We start from the raw sequence: 21832 nt of genomic DNA, 5'->3' as shown, positions 1-21832 counted from the left end.
ACAATGTCCATAAAATCACTACTAGCGAAACCTTTTGCCAAAATAGTGGCGAAGAAAATTGAAAAATGGGCAAATAATCCTGTTGAAACACAAGAAATGGTCTTTAAGCGTTTAATAAAAGATGCAAGCACCACCATTTTTGGAAAAGATCATGATTTTGATAGTATTACCACATATGAAGATTTCGCACAGCGCGTTCCCATTAGAGATTATGAAACTTTAAAACCATACGTGGAGCGGGTAGTAGCAGGAGAGGAAGATGTACTTTGGAAAGGGAAACCCATATATTTTGCCAAAACCTCTGGCACAACTTCGGGTTCTAAATACATTCCCATTACAAAGGAAAGCATGCCAACCCATGTGGAAGCTGCACGAAATGCTATTTTAATGTATATTAATGAAACGGGCAATGCTAAATTTGTGGACGGCAAGATGATTTTTCTTCAAGGTAGCCCGATTTTAAACGAACAAAATGGTATTCAGTTAGGAAGGTTATCGGGTATTGTAGCACATTATGTGCCTAAATATCTTCAAAAAAACCGATTGCCTTCTTGGGAAACCAATTGTATTGAAGACTGGGAAACTAAAGTAGATGCCATTGTTGAGGAAACATTGCCTGAGAATATGACGGTTATTTCAGGAATTCCATCATGGGTACAGATGTATTTTGAAAAACTACAGCAAAAAACAGGTAAAAAGGTTGGAGATATTTTTAAAAATTTCAACCTGTTCATTTTTGGCGGTGTAAATTACGAACCCTATCGTGCCAAATTCGAAAATTTAATTGGCAGAAAAGTAGATAGTATAGAATTGTATCCGGCAAGTGAAGGCTTTTTTGCATTTCAAGACAAGCAGGATGAAAAAGGTATGCTGCTTCAATTAAATTCAGGTATATTTTATGAGTTTATAAAAGCCGATGAGTTTTTTAACGATAATCCCAAGCGTATTACCATAAAAGATGTTGAGGTGAACGTGAACTATGTGATGATAATTTCAACAAATGCAGGCCTTTGGGGCTATAATATTGGCGACACGGTTCAATTTACATCAACAGCCCCATACAGGATTATTGTTTCAGGAAGAATAAAACACTTTATTTCGGCCTTTGGAGAGCACGTTATAGGAAAAGAGGTTGAACAAGCGATGCAGGAGGCTATCGAGGGAACAGATATCCGAATTTCAGAATTCACGGTAGCACCTCAGATAAATCCAGTTGAAGGCTTACCCTATCACGAGTGGTTTGTGGAATTCGAAAATGAGCCAAAAGATGTATTGAAATTGGCCGAAAGGATTGATGCATCGCTTCAAAAACAGAACTCCTATTATTTTGATTTAATTGAAGGTAAGGTATTACAGCAATTGAAAATTACAAGAGTGAAAGAAAATGGTTTTCAGGAATATATGAAATCTGTTGGAAAATTAGGTGGACAAAATAAAATCCCAAGGTTATCGAATGATAGAAAGATAGCTGATGTATTATCTGCACAAAAAACAGAAACTTAATTACATTACTTTTGTTTTGATATAGAATGACTAAAAAACTATAGTATGCCAAAAAAAGTTGCATTAATTACTGGAGTTACTGGGCAAGATGGCGCTTATTTAAGTGAGTTTTTGTTGAAAAAAGGCTATGAAGTTCATGGTATAAAACGAAGAGCTTCTTTGTTTAACACAGATAGGATAGACCATTTGTATCAAGACCCTCATGAGAAAGATAGAAATTTTATTCTACATTATGGAGACTTAACCGATAGCACGAATTTAACAAGAATTATTAAGCAAGTGCAGCCAGATGAGATTTATAATTTGGCAGCAATGAGTCATGTACACGTTTCTTTTGAAATGGCTGAATATACGGCTGATACCGATGGCATAGGCGCCTTACGCATTTTAGAAGCGGTAAGGCTTTTAGGCTTAGTTAAGAAAACCAAAGTGTACCAAGCGTCCACATCAGAGCTTTATGGAAAGGTTCAGGAAGTGCCTCAAACGGAGACAACGCCATTTTACCCCAGAAGCCCTTATGCCATTGCGAAATTATATGCGTACTGGATTACCGTTAATTACAGGGAAGCTTATGGTATTTTTGCTTGTAATGGTATTTTGTTTAACCATGAATCACCTATAAGAGGCGAAACTTTTGTAACAAGAAAAATAACCCGAGCCACGTCTAGGATAGCATTGGGACTTCAAGATAAATTATATTTGGGGAATTTAGACGCCAAAAGAGATTGGGGGCACGCTAAAGATTATGTAAGAATGATGTGGATGGTCTTGCAGGCGGATACGCCCGAAGACTGGGTTATTGCAACAGGAAAAACTACAGCGATAAGAGATTTAGTAAAAATGTGTTTTGCTCATATTGGCGTTGAGCTTGAATTTGTAGGGGAGGGCATTCATGAAAAAGGGGTTGTAAAATCATGTAACAATGAAAACTATCAAATTGAAATAGGAAAAGAGGTAATTGCCATTGATGATAAATATTATCGTCCCACGGAAGTGGATATGTTAATAGGAGATGCATCTAAAGCTAAGAAAAAACTAGGATGGGAACCAAAGTACGATTTGAAAGATTTAGTAGAGGATATGATGGATAGTGATTTAAAATTAATGCAGAAAGAACAATATTTAAAAGAAGGGGGTTACTCCGTTAAAAATTACTTTGAATAAAACTTCAAAAATATTTGTTGCTGGTCATAAAGGTTTAGTGGGGTCCGCCATTTTGAGAAACCTTAAGAACAGAGGATATTCTAATGTTATCACCAAAACTCATGCACAACTCGATCTAGTGCAGCAAGAAGCTGTTGCTAAGTTTTTTGCTGAGGAAAAGCCAGAATACGTGTTTTTAGCAGCAGCCAAAGTAGGCGGTATTATGGCAAATAATAGCTATCGTGCAGATTTTATATATGAGAATCTTATGATTCAAAATAATGTAATTCATCAAAGTTATGTAAACAACGTAAAGAAACTGTTGTTTTTGGGTAGCACATGCATTTATCCAAAAAACTGTCCCCAACCCATGAAAGAAGAGTATTTGCTTACAGATACTCTTGAATATACTAATGAACCCTACGCTATTGCTAAAATAGCGGGAATTAAAATGTGCGAAAGCTACAACATACAGTATGGCACTAATTTTATTTCGGTAATGCCAACAAACTTATATGGTCCATATGATAATTTTGATTTAGAAACGTCTCATGTATTGCCGGCATTAATTCGGAAAACGCATTTAGCTAAATTGTTATCTAACGCAGATTACGATGCGGTTTTAAAAGATCTGAATTTAAAATCCATAGATGAGGCAAAATTATATCTCTTAAAAATGGGCGTGTCTGCAAAAAGTGTTGAAATTTGGGGAACAGGAAAACCAAAACGAGAATTTTTATGGAGTGAAGATATGGCCGATGCTTGCATTTTTATAATGGAAAACAGAGATTTTAAGGACATGTTTTCTGAATCTCAAATGGAAATAAGAAACACGCATATTAATATAGGGACAGGTAAAGATATTTCCATTAAAGACCTGGCACTAATAATAAAAACAACGGTGGATTACCAAGGTGATTTTGTGTTTAATTCTGAAAAACCAGACGGAACTTTAAAAAAACTAACCGATACCTCGAAAATAAATGCCTTAGGCTGGAAACACAACGTAGAAATTGAAGAAGGTGTAAAAACTCTATACAAATGGTATATCTCAAATACTAAATAATAGTATCTTTGGCGAGATTTTACGTATTACATGTCTAGCAAGAAAAGTCATATAAGAACAAGAGCTCAGGAAAGCTCTAATGCCATAGAACGCATGTATATTACTATGCGGCACTTGTTCAATCGAGGCTTTTATAAACCAATGGGTGTTTCGGGCGAAACTTTACGGCAATCGTTATTGCTACTTCGTCCAGAAATTTATGGTTCTATTGCTGAGGAAAAAGTAGAGTTAGAAGGATTATTATATGTAATAGACAGATTACCAAGAGGCATAGAGGAGTGCACAGTAATAAACCTTACCAGCGACGAAGGATATTCTAACTCTCATTTCAAGCCAATAATTCCCGAAAAACGAAGACGCAATTGTTACAGGATTGATGAAGAGCAGATGAATATTGAAATTACAAGAGGACGCTCTGAAATTTATGATATTTTAACGCACCTTACATTTTTGTTTATTGAATCGCATAAGATAAGTAAAAGTGTGCTTATTGACGAAAATGGAAGCACTACAAGAGACTGGATAAAATTAGAACACGTTGTAAGTAATAGTAAAAAATTAACCCAAAAAGAACGTGAAGTAGCCATTACACATGCTGCGAATATTTTAGGTAGGACTTTTAGCGAAATAAGCAAGATATATAGTGAGTTTGCAATTACCGCTCAACCAGAACGATTGCTGCATATTATCTATTGGCTGGGTAAATTAGCCATTAAAGAGCAAACAGCAAATATAAAGCGAGAAGTAAGATTTAGTCCAGTATTACGTGAGGAAATTGGTCACCATATTCATGGAGAAGTTTGGGCAAACACCATAAAAGAAACACTTCACAAGCATAAATTAATACATAGGCCAATACATGTTATAAGTGCCAATATGCATAGCGTAATGAACACACTTTTTACACCAAGTGCACTTAAAACATTAGCCGCAAAGCACGATGTTTTTGATGTGTACAAAATGCTAAGTAATAACGATAATGTAGAGCTAAGAAAAAAAGTAGAAAAGGAGGCGTTACAAGAGGGTATGATATATATTGATGATACCTCTGGTGCCAATATAGACGTTCAAATATTTGACACCCAAAAAATTGATACTGCAAAACTGGACATTAAAGTAGATGAAATCACTTTGAAATCGAAAAAACCTGTTATATTAGTCATGGATTATGCCTTTGGAGAACAGGCTTATGAGACCATTGATGAATTACTGAAGCCTTTTAAGCAAAAAAAAGAAACTATTCATTTAAATGTGGAGTCGGTTTCTATTATGGGGAAAGCAGGAATTTTAGATGGAAATAAAGGAGATATCATGATTCCTTCAGCGCATATTTTTGAAGGAACTGCAGATAATTATCCGTTTCATAACGAATTAAAAAAGGAGGATTTAGAATACCCAGGGGTAAATGTATGTGAAGGTTCCATGATTACGGTGTTGGGGACATCACTTCAAAACAAGGATATTTTGAAGTTCTTTTTTGAATCAACCTGGAGTGTGATAGGGTTAGAAATGGAAGGCGCACATTACCAAAAAGCAATTCAGGCAGCCTCAAAAGTAAGAGGTAACATAAGGGCAGATGTTAAAGTTAGGTATGCCTATTATGCCAGTGATAATCCATTAAAAACAGGCAGTACGCTTGCATCTGGAGGTTTAGGGACTTCTGGTGTGAAACCAACATATGTAATAACAAGAACTATATTAGAACAAATATTAAATTAATAAAATATAATTATGAGTAAGGATTTGCCACAGCAACCACAGCAATCTGAAGAAGTAGATTTAGGACAGCTTTTCAAGATGATTGGGAATATGTTTGATAGGTTTTTTAAGTTTATAGGAAATGTTTTAAATCGAGTATATAACATTTTTTTAATGTTACTTATTCATCTTTTTAAAAGACTAAAATGGTACCTTTTTGCGATAGTTCTTGGGGTTGTAATTGGCTATTTTTTAGATAAGTCTGCTCCTTATTTATATGCCGGTAACATGCAAGTAGAGACAAAATATAAATCGGCAAGACAGGTTTATGAAAATATAAGTTTTTTAAACCAATTAGCGTCTAAAGACAGAGATACGGTTGAATTAGCAAAACGCTTTGGAATATCTTTAAGTGAAGCCGGGTCTATACTTGGGTTTTCAATCGAACCAGATATTGACGAAAATGATAAAATGAAACTTTTTTCAGATTTTAGAGCACAACTAGATTCTTTAACGAAAAGTACGTTTACTTATAATGATTATTTAGATGGATTAACATCCCACAGTTTTGAAACACATCAGATCAGCGTTATTTCTACAGATAAATTTATTTTCCCTAAACTAAATGATAGTTTAAAGCATAATTTAGCTAACAATAATAGTTATCTAAAAGAAATTCGAGATGTAACAATGGAGAATTTCGTAAGAAGGGAAAAGAGTTTGGAGATACAAAAAAATGTATATGATTCTTTAGTATTGACATACTTGGACATTAGAAAAACAGAGTCACAGAAAGATGTTTCACAATCAACCGGAGGCACAAACCTATTTTTAGGAGATGCTTTAAAGCAACAAAATCTAATAGTTGATGAAACTCAATTAATAGAACGAAAATTAGAGCTTGATAATGAAATACAAAACACCTATAAAGGAAGGGTTCAAAGCAAAAATATTGTTAATGTTATTTCAGAATTTCCAGATGCTGGATATAATGTTGATAAATTTACAGACAAGAGTAAAATAAGAGTCCCAATTTTGTTTTTGATAATTACGTTTTTAATATTTCTATTTATTGGGTTAAAAAAATATATTGAGAAAGAAGAGGAACGTCTATTAATGTAGCTAAAATAGAAGCTTTTGATAACATATTAGTAACTGGGGGAGCTGGTTTTATAGGATCTAACTTCATTGTTAAATACCTTAATAGCTATCCACATGTTAAAATTGTAAATATTGATAAGCTAACTTACGCAGCTGATTTATCTAATCTTAAAGAGGTCAGTCATCATTCAAATTATAAATTTGTAAAAGGGGATATCTGTAACAGAAAATTAATTAATAGTTTATTTGATAAGTATAACTTCAAGGGTGTTATAAACTTTGCGGCTGAATCACATGTCGATAACTCTATAAAATCACCATTAATATTTATCAATACGAATATTTTGGGTACTTTCAACGTGCTTGATGCAGCCAGAAACTGTTGGATGAAATCGCCGCATCAAGTAAAACAAGAACATTTAAAATCGAGATTTATCCATATATCAACGGATGAGGTCTATGGTAGCCTAGGTAAAGAAGGTCTTTTCACAGAACAAACACCATATGCTCCAAATAGCCCATACAGTGCATCAAAAGCATCTTCAGATTTCATTGTAAGAAGCTATTTTCACACCTATGGATTAAATGTTGTTACCACTAACTGTTCAAACAATTACGGTCCAAAACAACATGATGAAAAATTGATACCAACAATTATTAAGAGGGCTTTACATGGTGATGATATTCCTATTTATGGTGATGGTAAAAACATACGAGATTGGTTGTATGTTGAAGACCATTGCGAAGGAATTTGTTTAGCATTTAACCAAGGCGAAACAGGAGAAACTTATAATATCGGAGGTAACAACGAAAGAGATAATTTATATATAGCACATGCAATATGCAACATATTAGATGAAATTTTACCAAAATCGACATCGTATAATGAACAAATAACCTTTGTTAAAGATAGGCCAGGGCATGATTTTAGGTATGCAATAGACTCTACTAAAATTACACGAGAATTAGGATGGCACGCAAAAGAAAATTTTGAAACAGGTATAAGAAAAACTGTCAATTGGTATATTCAAAAATATAAGGTATAATGAAAGGAATTATATTAGCAGGAGGCTCAGGAACTCGATTATATCCAATTACTAAAGTAATAAGCAAACAATTGATGCCTGTTTATGATAAGCCCATGATTTATTATCCGCTTACCACACTGTTATCTGCAGGTATTAGAGAGGTTCTAATAATTTCCACCTCAAAAGATTTGCCAAAATTTAAAGAACTTTTAGGTGACGGAAGTGATTATGGTTGTAAACTTCAATTTGCTGTGCAAGAAGAACCTAATGGATTAGCGGAAGCTTTTATTATCGGTGAAAACTTTATAGGTAACGACGGTGTTGCATTAATTTTAGGAGATAATATATTTTATGGTTCTGGTTTAGATAAAACATTACAAAATCTATTGCAGCCTATAGGAGGAGTTATATTTGCTTATCATGTTCATGATCCACAACGTTACGGCGTAGTTGAGTTTGACGAGAATAACAAAGTAATATCAATTGAAGAAAAACCCAAAAACCCAAAATCTAATTTTGCCGTACCAGGCATATACTTTTATGATAATGACGTAGTTGAAATAGCAAAACAAATTCAACCAAGTAAAAGAGGAGAATTAGAAATAACAGATATAAATAAGATGTATCTAAAACAAGGTAAGCTTAATGTACAGATATTAGATAAAGGTACTGCTTGGTTAGATACAGGGACGTTTGCATCTTTAATGCAGGCCTCTCAGTTTGTTCAAGTTATTGAAGAGCGGCAGGGGTTAAAAATAGGATGTATAGAGGAAGTTGCGTATACGATGGGTTTTATTAACAGAGATCAACTTATAAAATTAGCAAAACCTTTATCAAAGAGTGGGTATGCTGATTATCTTCATCATATCATTAAAGAAAATGGAAATTGAAGAAACTTTTTTAAAGGGGTGCTATGTAATAAAACCTAAAGTTTATCAAGATAAACGAGGTTGGTTTTTAGAAGCTTTCAATGATCAGGTCTTTGCTAAAGCTACAGGCGTTAAAACTATTTTTGTTCAAGACAATTTATCAAAGTCTTCTGTTGGTGTGCTAAGAGGGCTTCATTTTCAAACAGGTGATTCAGCACAAGCAAAACTAGTGCAAGTAATTAAAGGTAAAGTTTTAGATGTCTGTGTAGATCTAAGAAAAAATTCCCCCACATTCGGAAAGTACTATTCAATATATTTAGACGATAAGAATAGAAAACAATTATATATTCCTAGAAATTTTGCTCATGGATTTTTAGTTTTAGAAAATGACACTATTTTTTCGTATAAATGTGACAATTATTACGATGTAAATTCAGAATCAGGTATTATATTTAACGATAATACGCTAGATATAGATTGGAATTTCCCTGAAGAAGACATGATTGTTTCTGAAAAAGATAAGAGGTTATTAACTATTGAGAACCTTTTTAAATGAAAAAAAACGTCTTAGTTACAGGAGCTGATGGACAATTAGGTCAAACAATAAAAGAGCTATACGCAGTAAATAAATTAGGATTGGATTTTGTTTTTGTTTCTAAAAAAGAGCTAGACATAACAAATATCAAAAACATTGATAACTTTTTTGATAAACATAAGTTCGAATATTGTATTAATTGTGCAGCGTACACTAATGTTGAGGAAGCTGAAAAAACCCCAGAATTAGCTTATAATATAAATGCCGAAGGCGTTAAAAATTTAGCCTATAAATGCAAAGAAACCAATACAGTTTTAATACATGTTTCAACAGATTATGTGTTTGATGGAGAAAAGAAAGGTGCTTATACAATAAACGATAAACCTAATCCTATTAACGAATACGGGAAATCTAAATTAGAAGGAGAAAATTATATACACAATATACTGAATAAGTATTTTATAATTAGGACGTCGTGGTTATATAGTCGTAAATATGGTAATAATTTTTATAAAACCATTGTTAAAAAAGCTACAACAAAGAAGGAACTTTGTATTACAACTGAACAAAAAGGTTGTCCTACAAGCACTATTAATTTATCCAAATTCATCATTAAGTTGATACAAGAAAATTACAAGGCCTATGGTATTTTACATTTTTGTGATGAAAAAATAATGACATGGTTCGATTTTGCAAAACAAGTTCTACTAGAAAATAATATGTCTAATAGTATATCACTTGTTAAAGTAAACAATTATCGTACTTTTGCAAGACGTCCAAAAAATTCGGTTTTAAAATCTTCAAAATCAGAGAATTTATTTAAAAATAAAAAATGAAAAGAAAAATACTAATTGTGTTTGGTACAAGACCCGAAGCTATAAAAATGGCGCCTTTGGTAAAACAATTTCAAAAGAATGTCGAACAATTCGAAACTAAAGTCTGTATCACTGCTCAACACAGAGAAATGTTAGATCAAGTTTTAAACTTTTTTGAGATTAAACCTGATTTTGATTTGAATTTAATGAAGCCAAACCAAAATCTATATGGCTTAACAGCCGATATTATAGTTAATTTAAAACCGGTACTAGAGAGTTTTAACCCCGATTTTGTTTTTATACATGGGGATACCACTACAACAATGGCTACAAGTATAGCTTCATTTTATTCAGGAGCTAAGGTGTGCCATGTTGAAGCAGGATTAAGAACTTTTAATATGCAATCTCCATTTCCAGAAGAAATGAATAGGTGTGTAGCTGGTGTCGTAAGTGATTACCATTTTTCCCCTACTAGCACATCGAAACAAAACTTAATTAGAGAAAATAAAGAGGAAGAAAATATCATAATCACTGGAAACACTGTGATAGACGCTCTTATGTTTAGTGTTAATAAAGTAAAGTCTGGTTATGATGATGATGAAATAAAAAATCTAAAATCGAATATTGATTCAAGTAAAAGAATAATTTTAGTAACTGGGCATCGTAGAGAAAATCACGGACAAGGATTTATCGATATTTGTGAGGCATTAAAAACTATTGCCATAGAACATCCGGATTGTGAGGTTGTTTATCCAGTGCACTTAAATCCTAATGTTCAAAAACCTGTATATGAGTTGTTATCAGAGGTAGCAAATGTAAAGTTAATAGCACCATTATCATATCCAGCTTTTGTATGGCTTATGGAAAAATCACACCTTATTATCACAGATAGTGGCGGTGTACAAGAAGAAGCTCCTAGCTTAGGCAAGCCTGTATTAGTAATGAGAAACACAACTGAAAGACCAGAAGCTGTAGAAGTCGGTACTGTATTGTTAGTTGGAACTGATAGCAGTAAAATTGTAAAAGAAGCACGTCGTTTGTTAACTAGTGATTCAGCATATAGTTCCATGAGCCAGTTACACAATCCATATGGAGATGGAAGGGCTTGCGAACGCATAGTTAATTACATCAAAGAAATTTAAGGAAATATGATTAGACCTGAAGTTGTAATGATAGGCCTTGGATATATAGGTCTACCAACCGCCGCATTAATAGCAAAAAACAAGACGTATGTTCATGGTGTGGATATTAATAATAGTGTTGTAAATACCATAAATGAAGGAAAGATACATATTATTGAGCCAGAACTAGATATTGCAGTGGCTAATGCTGTGAAGAACGGGTATTTAAAAGCGGCAACAACTCCAATAGATGCAAACACTTATTTAGTTGTGGTTCCAACACCATTTAAGGGTAAAAATGAGCCAGATATTTCATTTGTCGAAGCAGCAACGAAATCGATTATTCCTTTATTAAAGGAAAATGATTTATACATTATAGAATCTACTTCTCCGGTTGGTACTACGGAAAAAATGATGGAATTAATATATTCTGAAAGACCAGAGTTAGAAAACAAACTTAATATTGCATATTGTCCTGAACGCGTGCTGCCTGGAAATGTGATGTATGAATTAGTACATAACGACCGCGTTATAGGAGGGGTAGATGAAAGTTCTACAAAGAGAGCGGTTGCTTTTTATAAACAATTTATTAAAGGAGATTTGCACGAAACAAATGCTCGAACTGCTGAAATGTGTAAGTTGGTGGAAAATTCGTCTCGTGATGTACAAATTGCTTTTGCAAATGAGCTGTCTTTAATTTGTGATAAGGCTGGAATTAATGTATGGGAGCTCATTAAGTTAGCAAATAAGCATCCAAGGGTAAACATATTACAACCTGGTTGCGGTGTTGGTGGACATTGTATTGCGGTAGATCCGTACTTTATAGTTTCAGATTATCCTATGGAATCCCAAATCATTGGAAAGGCTCGTGAAATAAACAATTATAAATCATTTTGGTGTGCTGAGAAGGTACAAACTGCCAAATTGGAATTTGAATTAAAGAACGGAAGAAAACCAAAAATTGCAATAATGGGACTTGCTTTCAAACCGAACATTGACGATTTAAGAGAGTCTCCTGCCAAATATATAGCTCAAAAAGTTTTACAAAACGCTAATAATGAAGAGTACTTTATTGTTGAGCCCAATATCACAGAACACAGAGTCTTTAAGCTTACTGATTACAGAAAAGCTTCTGAAATGGCAGATATCATTGTTTTTTTAGTCGCGCATAAAGAGTTTAAATCAATTGATTTGTCAGGGGATAAAGTAGTGTTAGATTTTTGTGGAATAACGAATGGAAACTAATTGAAACAGCACATTATCCAAAAAACTAAACTAAACTAAACTGAAATGAAGTATCGTATTTTATTGATAATAGTTGTTTTCTCTTGTCTTTCTTGCAAACAAAATCAAAAAACAAAGGAAGAAAGTCATATAGAATCTCAAAAGGATGTTAAAGAAGAATTAAACCCGTATGAATTGAGCTTGTTGGATTATAGAGAAATTAATCAGGAATTTAATTCTAGTTTTAAAGTTGACAAATTTGGAGTTAGAAAGTTTAACGATAGTATTTTCTATTTTGTTTTAAGATTAAATGATGATATAATTGAGAATGAAGTTGATAAATACAGCATGGGAGTAAAGGCTTATGATCACTTGGAAAAAGAAGAATTCACGGCATTTACAAATCTAAAAATAAGACAACTACACGAAAAAAAATACTTAATTATTAATAGAGTACCAAAGGGCACAAAATATCTAGACAGTATAGAATTTTTTATTTATCAAAAGAATAACTTTAAAGCTTCCGGGAAATTAGGTGAAATTAAGGTATACGATATTTTGTTTGAATAAGTATCGAAACATTAAGGCATAAAGCATTTCATTAATTAGTATTCACATCTAATGCTTTTATTAACTACGGAGAATAATTAATTAATAAATAGCTAGTGAAAATAAAACTTAGGAATAACACTTCTAGCTTGGTAAGTAATTCGATTTGGTCGTTAATTGGAACATTTACTTCAAAGGGACTAATGTTTTTAGCTTGGATGTTTGTCGCAAACACACTCGGTAAAACCGTTAATGGTGAAATAGGGGTTTTAAGATCTACCTTGAGTATTTTTATTTCGATAATTGGAACTGGATTCGGTGTTACCTTAACCAAGTTTCTTCCTAAACACCGATATGAAGACCCAGAAAAGGTTAATAAAATAATAAGTTTAACTTTTTGTTCTTCAATTGTTTTAGGACTATTAATATCACTTGTTTATTGGCTTCTATCGCCTTGGCTAGCAAACGATATACTCCTTGCCCCTCATTTATTAGTTGTGATTAAGTTAAATACATTACTTCTGTTTTTTAGTATACTGAATGGAGTTGCTTTGGGTTTTTTGCAGGGCTTTGAGAAATTTAGAGCATTGGCATTTGTAAATACTGTTTTCGGTGTAATACTATTTATCTCATTGTATATTGGCGCGTTAAAATATGAAATAGAAGGTGTGTTTATTGGGTTTATTTTTGCAACTGTGATAGGACTTATTATTTCATTATATTTTATACTAAAAGTATTTAAAGAGTATAAAATTATTTTAACAAATAAGTTTTTAAGTGAAGCATGGATACTAAAATATTTTACATTACCAGCTATTTTAAGTGGCGTTGCCGTCATTCCCTTTAAATGGGGGTTAGAAACTCTTTTAGTTAGACAAGAACGAGGGTTTAGCGAGATGGGATTATTTGCAGCAATATTTTTATTTCATAATTTATTATTAATGGGAGTAAATACTTTGAATGCCCCGTTAATTATTTCAATGACAAAAGACCAAAATAATAAAAAAATAGGACAAATAAACTTACTATTACCTTGGGTTATAGGCTTTGTTGCTATGTTGCCCGTATTGGTTTTTCCAGAAATATTAGGTTTATTTTTGAAGGCGGAATATATAAAAGATAAAAACTTTAGTTTCACTGTATTTATGATAGCTATAATAACCATTTTAGTGCTTTTTAAAAACGGAATGTCGCGAATAATGATAGTTCATGACCTAATGTGGTTTAGTTTTCTAAGTAATTTTATTTGGGGTTTTACATTAATAACCACGTTTTTTTTCATGGAGACAAAAAATGCAGTTACTATGGCACTTTCGTATGTTATAGCTTATTTTATTAATATTTTAATTGTAATCCCAGTTTATGTTAGAAAGAATATTATTCCCCTAAACATCATATATTCAAAGTGGGCAGTTTTGATTTGGACTGTGTTTTTCGCTGTAATTGGCGTAGTTTTTAGTAATTTGGTTATTAATATTTATTACAAACTGGCGATGTTAACATTCTGTTTATTAGGCGTTTTGTTTAGTTTTTACAAAATTATAGAGGATGAAAAATAGAAAAGTAGGAATTAGAGGAGCATATGGGGAATATAATTTTGGCGATGACGCATTAATGTATTTTCTATATAAATGGGCAAAACGAAATAAAATTAATGCGAATTTTATAGGGAAAGAAGCGAATTACGTTTCTAACTTTATACCAAGTAAATTTTATATAACAAAAGAGAAATTTCATAAATATTATTTCAGATCACTTATTTACGGAGGGGGTACGCAGTTTTTTTCTTTTGAAAACACCCCACGATCGGGTAGTAAATTGAAACTACTTTTTAGAAACCCAAGGCTATTTATTAAGAAGGTACAATTAGCATTTGAGAAAAAAGTAATCTCAAAACAATCGAATTATGATTTTTTATATTCGGTAGGAGTAGGTTTAGGGCCATTCAAAGAGGGATCAGAAATAGAGAAGATTGCGAAAGACAAAATAAGCAATATGCGCGGCGTATTTGTAAGAGATAAATTTAGTTATAACTTTACCAAACCTTACAATACAAACACATTTCTAAGTACAGATATATGTTTTCTTCCAGATATAATCGATTTCAAGCCTTTTTATAATAATTCAAAGAAAATTAATAAAATAGGCGTAATTTTAAGAGACTGGAGTTACTCTAAAGAAGGTGCTGAGTATTTGGATAGAGTTATCGAGGAAGCTTCAAAATTAAACAGTAAATATCAAGTTGAGTTTATTCTCTTTAAAGATGAGGTTCATTGCGAAATGTCTATAAAGAATCTAGGCTTTAATATTATAAAATGGAATCCTGAGAACCATAATCTTGAAGATTTTATCTCATCTTTATCTAGTTTTGATTTGTTTATTTCCTCTAGGTTTCATGGTGTAATATTTGGGGCTTTGTTGCATATCCCTAGTATAGCTATTGAAATAGAGCCTAAGCTAAAGGTTACAAAAGAAATGTTGGAAGATGGTGTGGAAATTTGGAAACAACCTTTTACAGATGATTTAGAGGGTATTGTAACAAATATTGATTATGAAACGGCAAAATTAAGTTTAAAAGTAGCTGTAAAAAAGCACAATAAATTAGCAACAGATATGTTTAACAACCTGTTAGCGTTAATAAAAACAATAACATCTTAGTGAAAATAAAACTTGGCTACCTAATATTATTATTACAATTAGTAATTGTTTTTTTGTCTGAGTTTCTCTCAAGATATATTGCCTTTTTTAGTCAAGCAACGCAACTTACTTTTAGTATAATCTTCATCGCTTTGCTTATCTATATTTATAAAAGAAAAGTAAAACCAAAGATGGTTTGGATTATTCTGCTATCCTTAACCATAATTGTTTTAGGGGTTTTTAGAAATCAATTTTTTATAAATATTTTTCAGCTTATTCTGGTATGCTCTAACTTTATTTTCGTTTTTTATATGGACAAGTTGGATGAGCAAATTTGTAAGTCCTTAATTAAATTAATTATAATATTTTGTGTTTCTCAACTATTCTTTGATCTGTTTTTTCCAAAAGATTCTATAGATCCGCTGGACAGATATTCAGGAACATTTGTGATGGCTAATAATAAGAGTAGATTTTTATTTTTTTTATTGCCCTATTTATTTTTTCTAGGCAAGAAGAATTTTTATTACGGGATAATAGGTAAGTTTTTCACAATTTCTGTCATAATATTTAGTGCGTATTTAGGCTTTTCTAATTTAGGTGTATTAATTTTATTAATGAGTTTTGTTCTAGGTTATATTGTTAAAAACATATATAAATTATCAGCTATAATGTTTGTTATTATTTATGTGATATATACCATTTCTTTTATGGCCTACGAAAAAAGGAGGCCTGGGACAGAGTATACAGCAATACAAATGAACTACGAACGATTTTTTGATACTGAAATTGGTGTATCGGCTGTGTATAAGTATGGTTATGAACAGTTAAAAGAAACCTATTTCCTTGGTGTGGGTTACGGGAATTTCACGAGTAGATCGGGACAAATTTTTGACTCTGAAATTACAGAGAATATACCAAAGCAAATGATTAAAAAATGGCAACCTCTGTTTGAGAACAAATCGCCCTATGGATTATCTAGCCTGTTTGTTTTAATTGTTGAATTAGGTTTTTTTTCTATGATACCTATTTTCATCTTATTACGATGGCTACATTCCATAATTAAAAAAGCTCCATTTTATTTGCGGGTTATGGTCATTTATCTTTTTTTTATCATTAATTATAACCCAACATTCTTTGAGTTTAATGAGTCAATTCTTTATTTACTTACCTTGATAGTTGTAAACAAACTAAATAGTTTTAATGAGCAAAAAAATATACATTCCACTTCCTAGAAATATAAGTGTTAGCGTATTTGAAGCGTTAAAACTGCACGAATCTTATTTTGAAGGATTAGGCTATGAAGTAAAATATCTTAGCAGAAGTAAAAAGATTAAAGATAAACGGGTATTTGCCGTTAAATCCGTATTTAAAACCATTAAGATGCTTAGGAGCAAAGACTCAGGGAAAATTTATTGTATTACAGTAAAGGAGGTTTTGATAGGTTCTCTCTCAAATATTTTAGCGCCTAAGAAAGAAATAATATTTTGGGTTCAAGGACTAATTGATGATGAGGATTTACTTTCTAATAACAACAAGATACGCTATTATGTGTTTAAAAACATACTAAAAATATGTTTGCGTATATCTACTAAATTAGTTGTTGTAACACATCAAATGTTTGAAGTTTTAAAGGATTCTTACAGCTGCCCAAAAAGTAAGCTTCATATTGTTATTCCTTGTAAATCAAGAGTAGCTTATAATGGAAAGGAAAAAACCAATAACAGTTTATGTTATATAGGAGGGTTATCAAAGTGGCAAAACGTAGATAAAATACTGAAGTTTTACAATCAATTAAGTGCCATAAATTCTAATTACAAATTATTTATTGCTACTTTTAATCATGATGCTGCTAATATTTTGATAGAAAACATGGTAGATAAAAACTATCAAACAAACATTACTTTAGTTAATGTATCCTCAACTTCTGAAGTACAAGCATTCTTAAGTAAAATGGAATATGGGTTCTTAATTAGGGATAATATTCCGCTAAATAACGTGGCGTCCCCAATTAAACTTGCAGAATATCTCTCATGCGGTGTTACACCTATAATTAGTACAAGTTTAATAGAGTTTTATCAAGAACTAAGACATTGGAATTGTGGGGTTTTTATCGATAATGACTTTAATTTAGCAATTAAAAATCTGCTGCAAAATTACCCTTCGCCTAAAAAGGCTTTAGATGCCTACAATAACATTTATAAACCAAACAATTTTGAAGATCAGTTAAATATTTTTTTAAACAAATAAATGAAAGCTGAAATAAGATATGTTTCTATAATTTGTATTGCTATTGTAGTATTCAATTTGTGCTCGGTAACTTTAGATAAAGATTTGACTTCTGAATTCAAATGGCTAAGTACTACCAAATTTATAAAGGTTTCAGATATAGAAGTTGGAGACGTTTTTTCTAATTCATTTTTTTTTACCTCTAAGAAAAACTTAAACTTAAAGAAAGACGCCTATTATATGATGAGGCATTTAAATGAAAATGAAATTATATATTTTAAAGTAAATACTATAAAATTTAAAGACACTCTGTACTTTTTTCAAAACATTGATTGGATTACGAAAAAAAAACATAAAATAAAAAGCGGACCGTATGAACTTCAGGTTTCTTATTGATTTCAAAGGAAATAAAAACAAGCAAACGTTACATATAATTTTAGCCAGTTTTGCTTCGTTAGCATCTGTTTTAATCCGCTCCGAGTTCTTTAGTGCGTTTGTGTTATTTTTATCGTTTGCTTGTTTAATATTAGTAATATCGAGTAACAAGCCTTTAGAGACTAATAAAGCACAATTAATTTGGCTAACAATTCCATTTTTTATTGTGCTACTAGGTATAATATCTACCGATAGATATTACAAGGGATTAGAGTTTCTTTGGCGTTCTAGCCCATTATTATTAATGCCATTCATTTATTTTAAATTACCTCTTACAAAAGTATTAAAAGCCTACAATTTTATATTTAAATATTTTCCTATTCTAACCGCAATAGTCTTTTTAGCTTATGTAGTTACAGGAGTTATATTTACTACCAAAGGTTTTGGAAATTATCTATATTATTCCAACTTCTCCGAAATCTCTGATATTCATACGACATACTTTGGGTTAATATTAAATATATCACTATGGTTTGTAATGAAAAAAAAATCTAGTTACAGTAAAGTAATATACTATAGTTTTTTCTTATGCTTTTTTATATTTCAACTTATAGTTGCTTCTAAAGTATCTGTTTTAGTATGTGTTGTTTTTATATTATTTGATATCGCAATAAGCCTGAAAAACAACTTGAGTAAAGCCCTTGTCCTTGTTTTATTATTAAGTGCATCAGCTTTTTTTGTGAAACAGTTTTTAGGGGATCGATTTTTAAATCAAAAATTAGAGGAAGGAAAGAGTCTTTCAATAAAACAAATTTATACTAATTTTTTAGAGAATGATGTGAATGCACGAGTGGCATTATGGAAGTCTAATATCGAGACCTTGAATGGTAGTAAATGGGTATATGGAAATGGGACAAATACGTCAAATGAACTAAGAAGAAAAGTTTATAAAATGAATAATTTAAATAAAGCCTTTGAGGAAACATATAATGCCCATAATCAGTTTGTAGAAGCTCTATACTCCTACGGTGTAATAGGATTGACATTATTTATTTTACATTGTTTCATGGTCTTCAGGTTAACGTTATATACAAAAGACATAAAATATAATTTGATTATTTACAGTAGTGTACTACTCTATTTTCTCACCGAATCTATTTTACAGAGAACAATTGGAATAGTGATATATGCTTTTATAATCACTTATATTTACATTCAACATAAGTTTTTAGGGCGTGAAACAAAATAGCCGCATACTTTTATTGCCTTTGCTATTGGTATTAATTTCAATACCAATAGAGCAATGGTCTAATGAAACGAGTAGAATAATGAAATTTACCGCTATGGTGTTAGTAGCAGGAAACATGTTGTACAAAAGACAGAACAACATCTTTGTATTTTCAATCCCCGTCATTCTTGGATACTTGGTTTTTTTAACTCTTTACAATAATGTCAAACTGCAACCAGCGGTAGAGGATGGATTAAGGTATGTATTACCAATTATAGCCTTAGTTTATGGTATGCAGCTTAAAATGCAACAAAATTTAGTGTTAATAGTCTTATTAAGCTATGTATTATTAAGTGATATTTTTCAGTTAGTTTATGGAATTCTGTCTATAATACTAGCTAATGATACGATTTTTAATAGGGCTAGCGGTTTTGTTGGTTTTTTTGATTTTTTCGGTTTTATAAACTTAGTCGCATTGGTAATAACTAAAAATGTTGATTTATCCAGTTTTAACAAGTATAAAAAGTATATAGAGGTTATTTTGGTTTTATTCATAATATGGTCTCTGTCGCTTAAGATTATCTTTCTACTTTTAATTTATTTATTAATTAAAAACCGAAATTTAATTTTTCTACCTTTAGTTACAGTTGTAGTATTGGTGTTAACTGGAAACAAAGGTATAATCGATGGATTCTTGCTACGAATAAATAGGTATTTTATAAATCAAGAATCTGCAAGAAACGAATCTTATAGAGTTGTATTTGAGAATTTAAATGAATTTTGGCTTATCGGTAAAGGCCCAGGAACTTTTGGAGGACCTGCTTCTACAAAATATAATAGTATTTTATATAACCACTATAATTTTAATTGGTATGGTGAATTTGGTTTGGCAACCACAGACACTTATTATCCTCATTTAATTGTAGAAATGGGGCTTGTTTTCGCCTTTCTATATATATTCACAGCATTGGTGACTCCACTACTTATTAGCAAGTTAGATACTACAGTTGTTTTACTTATTTTTTTTATATCCGTGAATAGTATTTTTAGCTTTGCTTTAAATTCTGTGAACTATTGTTTTTTTAGTTTGGTAGTTGTTGGTTTACAAATTAAAAGCGCTGTACCCATGTCGATAAATTATTTAGATTAATGAAGAATAAAGTTTTATTTTTAGGAAATGTTCCTGGAAGTGATCCAAGGTCAATTGGAGGCGCTAGTACTTATACATACGAGCTATTAGAGGAAATTACTAATAAAGATAATATAGCTATATCTTTTCTTCCCATTAGAAAGCGTTGGTATAAAGGAGGGCAAATCATTGATTATTTTTTTTTAATCATTAAACTACCCTTTCACTTGTTTAAACATGATGTTGTTAGTATTCATGCATCCTGGGATTTTCATGTTTCTGCGGGTCCTTTTGTAGTCCTTTTTTCCAGAATGTTAAATAAAAAAATTATTTATCATTTTTTTGGAGGAAACTTTCATAAAATGTATCAGAAATATCCTTGGATATTAAGACGCTGGTTAGATGTTACAATTTTTAAAGCTAAATTTAAGTTGGTAGAAACAAAGAGAATGATTTCATTTTTTGAAAAAAAGACATTTAATGGATTTGTATGGTTTCCAAATAGTCGGAAAGTAGCAAAAGTGAATTTTAAAAATGAAGGATTTAACAATAGATTTGTCTTTATTTCTAGGGTAACACCAACAAAAGGGATTAATGTGATTTTGGAAGTCTCAAAATCTCTTCCAAAGAATTATATAATCGATATATATGGACCTCTAGATTCTAAGTATTATACAGCAGATTTCTTTCAAGATTATAGCGTAGAATATAAAGGAACCTTAAAACCTAACGAGGTTTTAAATACTTTAAGTAAATATGATGTGCTTTTGTTACCAACGTTTTATTCAGGTGAAGGTTATCCAGGAATTATAATTGAAGCAATGTCTCTAGGGAAACCAATTATTTGTAGTAAATGGAATGCTTTAGATGAGTTAGTAGAAGACAATGTTAATGGGAAATTAATAGAGAGCAGGTCTATTGAAGACTTAAAGAATGCAATAAATGATATTAATAAAGATAATTATCAATACTTATCTGATAATTCAAAGAAAAGATTTAGTGACTTTAACATTGATAATGTTGCAGAAAGATTAGTAAAATTATATTTAGAAGATGATTAATGCATATTACTTTTATAGATTCTCCCATATTTTGTATAATTGGAAAGTTCCTATTCTCCCAAGTTTAATTAAATTAATTTGTTTTTTAATTTATAATTCTAGTATCCCTTTTCAGTGTAAATTAGGAAAAGGAACTAGATTTGGGTATGGTGCAATAGGTGTGGTTATTCATAAAAGAGTAGTTGTCGGAGCTAATACAGTTATAGGTACTAATGTAACTATTGGGGGCAAATCTGGTCATTATGATGTACCTATAATAGGAGAAAATGTTTTTATAGCTACAGGGGCAAAAATTTTAGGACCTATAGTAATAGGTAATAATGTAACTATAGGAGCTAATGCTGTTGTAGTTAAAAACGTACCAGATAATGTTGTTGTCGCTGGTATTCCAGCTAAAATTATAAAATATAAAGAAGTGCCAAAGGAGGGAGAAAATCATGCTTAAGAGACCAATTATAGGTATTTTGGGATAGTTGCTCTTCTATGCACAAATTAGAAACAACCATAAAGAACTAGAATATAAA

Annotated in this window: 21 protein-coding genes; all 21 read left to right on the top strand. The window is 31.4% G+C overall.

Annotated features, from left to right (window positions below; genetic code table 11):
• Positions 1-3: 3 nt before the first annotated feature.
• The 21 genes from BMY39_RS02035 (at position 4) to BMY39_RS01940 (ending at position 21753) form a co-directional block, all read left to right on the top strand.
• Positions 4-1503, top strand: coding sequence for a GH3 auxin-responsive promoter family protein (locus BMY39_RS02035; RefSeq protein WP_092574760.1), 1500 nt, complete (start codon positions 4-6; stop codon positions 1501-1503).
• Positions 1504-1548: 45 nt separating this feature from the next.
• Positions 1549-2667, top strand: a complete 1119-nt coding sequence (gene gmd / locus BMY39_RS02030) for a GDP-mannose 4,6-dehydratase (RefSeq protein WP_092574756.1) — start codon at positions 1549-1551, stop codon at positions 2665-2667.
• Positions 2660-3712, top strand: a complete 1053-nt coding sequence (locus BMY39_RS02025; protein ID WP_092574751.1) for a GDP-L-fucose synthase family protein — start codon at positions 2660-2662, stop codon at positions 3710-3712. The genes gmd and BMY39_RS02025 overlap by 8 nt, the downstream gene beginning before the upstream one ends.
• Positions 3713-3742: 30 nt before the next feature.
• A complete protein-coding gene (locus tag BMY39_RS02020; protein WP_092574748.1) occupies positions 3743-5431 on the top strand; it encodes a DUF6909 family protein in 1689 nt (562 codons plus the stop codon).
• A gap of 12 nt (positions 5432-5443) precedes the next feature.
• Positions 5444-6532 (top strand): hypothetical protein, encoded by a 1089-nt coding sequence (locus BMY39_RS02015; protein WP_092574746.1) that lies wholly within the window; start codon positions 5444-5446, stop codon positions 6530-6532.
• A 5-nt stretch (positions 6533-6537) separates the two neighbouring features.
• The gene (rfbB, locus tag BMY39_RS02010) at positions 6538-7557 is read left to right on the top strand and encodes a dTDP-glucose 4,6-dehydratase (protein ID WP_092574745.1); all 1020 of its coding nucleotides are present in this window, start codon (positions 6538-6540) and stop codon (positions 7555-7557) included.
• A complete protein-coding gene (rfbA, locus tag BMY39_RS02005) occupies positions 7557-8429 on the top strand; it encodes a glucose-1-phosphate thymidylyltransferase RfbA (RefSeq protein ID WP_092574741.1) in 873 nt (290 codons plus the stop codon). Before rfbB ends, rfbA begins: the two co-directional genes overlap by 1 nt.
• Complete coding sequence (gene rfbC, locus BMY39_RS15360) at positions 8419-8964, top strand: dTDP-4-dehydrorhamnose 3,5-epimerase (protein WP_177176527.1); 546 nt, start codon at positions 8419-8421, stop codon at positions 8962-8964. Before rfbA ends, rfbC begins: the two co-directional genes overlap by 11 nt.
• The gene (gene rfbD, locus BMY39_RS15030; RefSeq protein WP_177176526.1) at positions 8961-9779 is read left to right on the top strand and encodes a dTDP-4-dehydrorhamnose reductase; all 819 of its coding nucleotides are present in this window, start codon (positions 8961-8963) and stop codon (positions 9777-9779) included. Before rfbC ends, rfbD begins: the two co-directional genes overlap by 4 nt.
• A complete protein-coding gene (wecB, locus tag BMY39_RS01995) occupies positions 9776-10900 on the top strand; it encodes a non-hydrolyzing UDP-N-acetylglucosamine 2-epimerase (RefSeq protein WP_092574736.1) in 1125 nt (374 codons plus the stop codon). Before rfbD ends, wecB begins: the two co-directional genes overlap by 4 nt.
• A gap of 6 nt (positions 10901-10906) precedes the next feature.
• Positions 10907-12124, top strand: a complete 1218-nt coding sequence (gene wecC, locus BMY39_RS01990; RefSeq protein WP_177176525.1) for a UDP-N-acetyl-D-mannosamine dehydrogenase — start codon at positions 10907-10909, stop codon at positions 12122-12124.
• 45 nt (positions 12125-12169) lie between these two features.
• Entirely contained in the window at positions 12170-12673 is a 504-nt protein-coding gene (locus tag BMY39_RS01985; protein ID WP_092574734.1) for a hypothetical protein, read from the top strand.
• Positions 12674-12768: 95 nt separating this feature from the next.
• On the top strand, positions 12769-14211 hold the full coding sequence (locus BMY39_RS01980) for an oligosaccharide flippase family protein (RefSeq protein WP_092574728.1): 1443 nt from the start codon (positions 12769-12771) through the stop codon (positions 14209-14211).
• Positions 14201-15310, top strand: coding sequence for a polysaccharide pyruvyl transferase family protein (locus tag BMY39_RS01975; RefSeq protein WP_092574723.1), 1110 nt, complete (start codon positions 14201-14203; stop codon positions 15308-15310). The genes BMY39_RS01980 and BMY39_RS01975 overlap by 11 nt, the downstream gene beginning before the upstream one ends.
• On the top strand, positions 15310-16521 hold the full coding sequence (locus BMY39_RS01970) for a hypothetical protein (RefSeq protein WP_092574721.1): 1212 nt from the start codon (positions 15310-15312) through the stop codon (positions 16519-16521). Before BMY39_RS01975 ends, BMY39_RS01970 begins: the two co-directional genes overlap by 1 nt.
• Positions 16490-17536, top strand: a complete 1047-nt coding sequence (locus BMY39_RS01965; protein ID WP_092574719.1) for a glycosyltransferase — start codon at positions 16490-16492, stop codon at positions 17534-17536. The genes BMY39_RS01970 and BMY39_RS01965 overlap by 32 nt, the downstream gene beginning before the upstream one ends.
• On the top strand, positions 17537-17911 hold the full coding sequence (locus BMY39_RS01960; protein WP_092574717.1) for a hypothetical protein: 375 nt from the start codon (positions 17537-17539) through the stop codon (positions 17909-17911).
• The gene (locus BMY39_RS01955) at positions 17889-19139 is read left to right on the top strand and encodes an O-antigen ligase family protein (protein WP_092574712.1); all 1251 of its coding nucleotides are present in this window, start codon (positions 17889-17891) and stop codon (positions 19137-19139) included. Before BMY39_RS01960 ends, BMY39_RS01955 begins: the two co-directional genes overlap by 23 nt.
• The gene (locus tag BMY39_RS01950) at positions 19126-20268 is read left to right on the top strand and encodes a hypothetical protein (protein ID WP_092574708.1); all 1143 of its coding nucleotides are present in this window, start codon (positions 19126-19128) and stop codon (positions 20266-20268) included. Before BMY39_RS01955 ends, BMY39_RS01950 begins: the two co-directional genes overlap by 14 nt.
• On the top strand, positions 20268-21308 hold the full coding sequence (locus BMY39_RS01945; RefSeq protein WP_092574703.1) for a glycosyltransferase family 4 protein: 1041 nt from the start codon (positions 20268-20270) through the stop codon (positions 21306-21308). Before BMY39_RS01950 ends, BMY39_RS01945 begins: the two co-directional genes overlap by 1 nt.
• The gene (locus tag BMY39_RS01940; RefSeq protein WP_092574701.1) at positions 21301-21753 is read left to right on the top strand and encodes a serine O-acetyltransferase; all 453 of its coding nucleotides are present in this window, start codon (positions 21301-21303) and stop codon (positions 21751-21753) included. The genes BMY39_RS01945 and BMY39_RS01940 overlap by 8 nt, the downstream gene beginning before the upstream one ends.
• Positions 21754-21832 lie beyond the last annotated feature (79 nt).

The organism is Hyunsoonleella jejuensis (genome assembly GCF_900111025.1).
GTDB classification, from domain to species: Bacteria; Bacteroidota; Bacteroidia; order Flavobacteriales; family Flavobacteriaceae; genus Jejuia; species Jejuia jejuensis.
Note: the sequence above shows the minus strand (reverse complement) of the source record. Positions and strands in the feature narration are given on the sequence as shown.

Coding starts and splice junctions, on each gene's coding strand:
- BMY39_RS02015 (WP_092574746.1), top strand. CDS start 5,444: ATGAGTAAGGATTTGCCACAGCAACCACAGCAATCTGAAGAAGTAGAT.
- BMY39_RS02020 (WP_092574748.1), top strand. CDS start 3,743: ATGTCTAGCAAGAAAAGTCATATAAGAACAAGAGCTCAGGAAAGCTCT.
- BMY39_RS01945 (WP_092574703.1), top strand. CDS start 20,268: ATGAAGAATAAAGTTTTATTTTTAGGAAATGTTCCTGGAAGTGATCCA.
- BMY39_RS01940 (WP_092574701.1), top strand. CDS start 21,301: ATGATTAATGCATATTACTTTTATAGATTCTCCCATATTTTGTATAAT.
- rfbA (WP_092574741.1), top strand. CDS start 7,557: ATGAAAGGAATTATATTAGCAGGAGGCTCAGGAACTCGATTATATCCA.
- BMY39_RS01965 (WP_092574719.1), top strand. CDS start 16,490: ATGAGCAAAAAAATATACATTCCACTTCCTAGAAATATAAGTGTTAGC.
- BMY39_RS02035 (WP_092574760.1), top strand. CDS start 4: ATGTCCATAAAATCACTACTAGCGAAACCTTTTGCCAAAATAGTGGCG.
- gmd (WP_092574756.1), top strand. CDS start 1,549: ATGCCAAAAAAAGTTGCATTAATTACTGGAGTTACTGGGCAAGATGGC.
- BMY39_RS01985 (WP_092574734.1), top strand. CDS start 12,170: ATGAAGTATCGTATTTTATTGATAATAGTTGTTTTCTCTTGTCTTTCT.
- BMY39_RS01975 (WP_092574723.1), top strand. CDS start 14,201: ATGAAAAATAGAAAAGTAGGAATTAGAGGAGCATATGGGGAATATAAT.
- rfbD (WP_177176526.1), top strand. CDS start 8,961: ATGAAAAAAAACGTCTTAGTTACAGGAGCTGATGGACAATTAGGTCAA.
- rfbC (WP_177176527.1), top strand. CDS start 8,419: ATGGAAATTGAAGAAACTTTTTTAAAGGGGTGCTATGTAATAAAACCT.
- wecC (WP_177176525.1), top strand. CDS start 10,907: ATGATTAGACCTGAAGTTGTAATGATAGGCCTTGGATATATAGGTCTA.
- BMY39_RS01960 (WP_092574717.1), top strand. CDS start 17,537: ATGAAAGCTGAAATAAGATATGTTTCTATAATTTGTATTGCTATTGTA.
- wecB (WP_092574736.1), top strand. CDS start 9,776: ATGAAAAGAAAAATACTAATTGTGTTTGGTACAAGACCCGAAGCTATA.
- BMY39_RS01955 (WP_092574712.1), top strand. CDS start 17,889: ATGAACTTCAGGTTTCTTATTGATTTCAAAGGAAATAAAAACAAGCAA.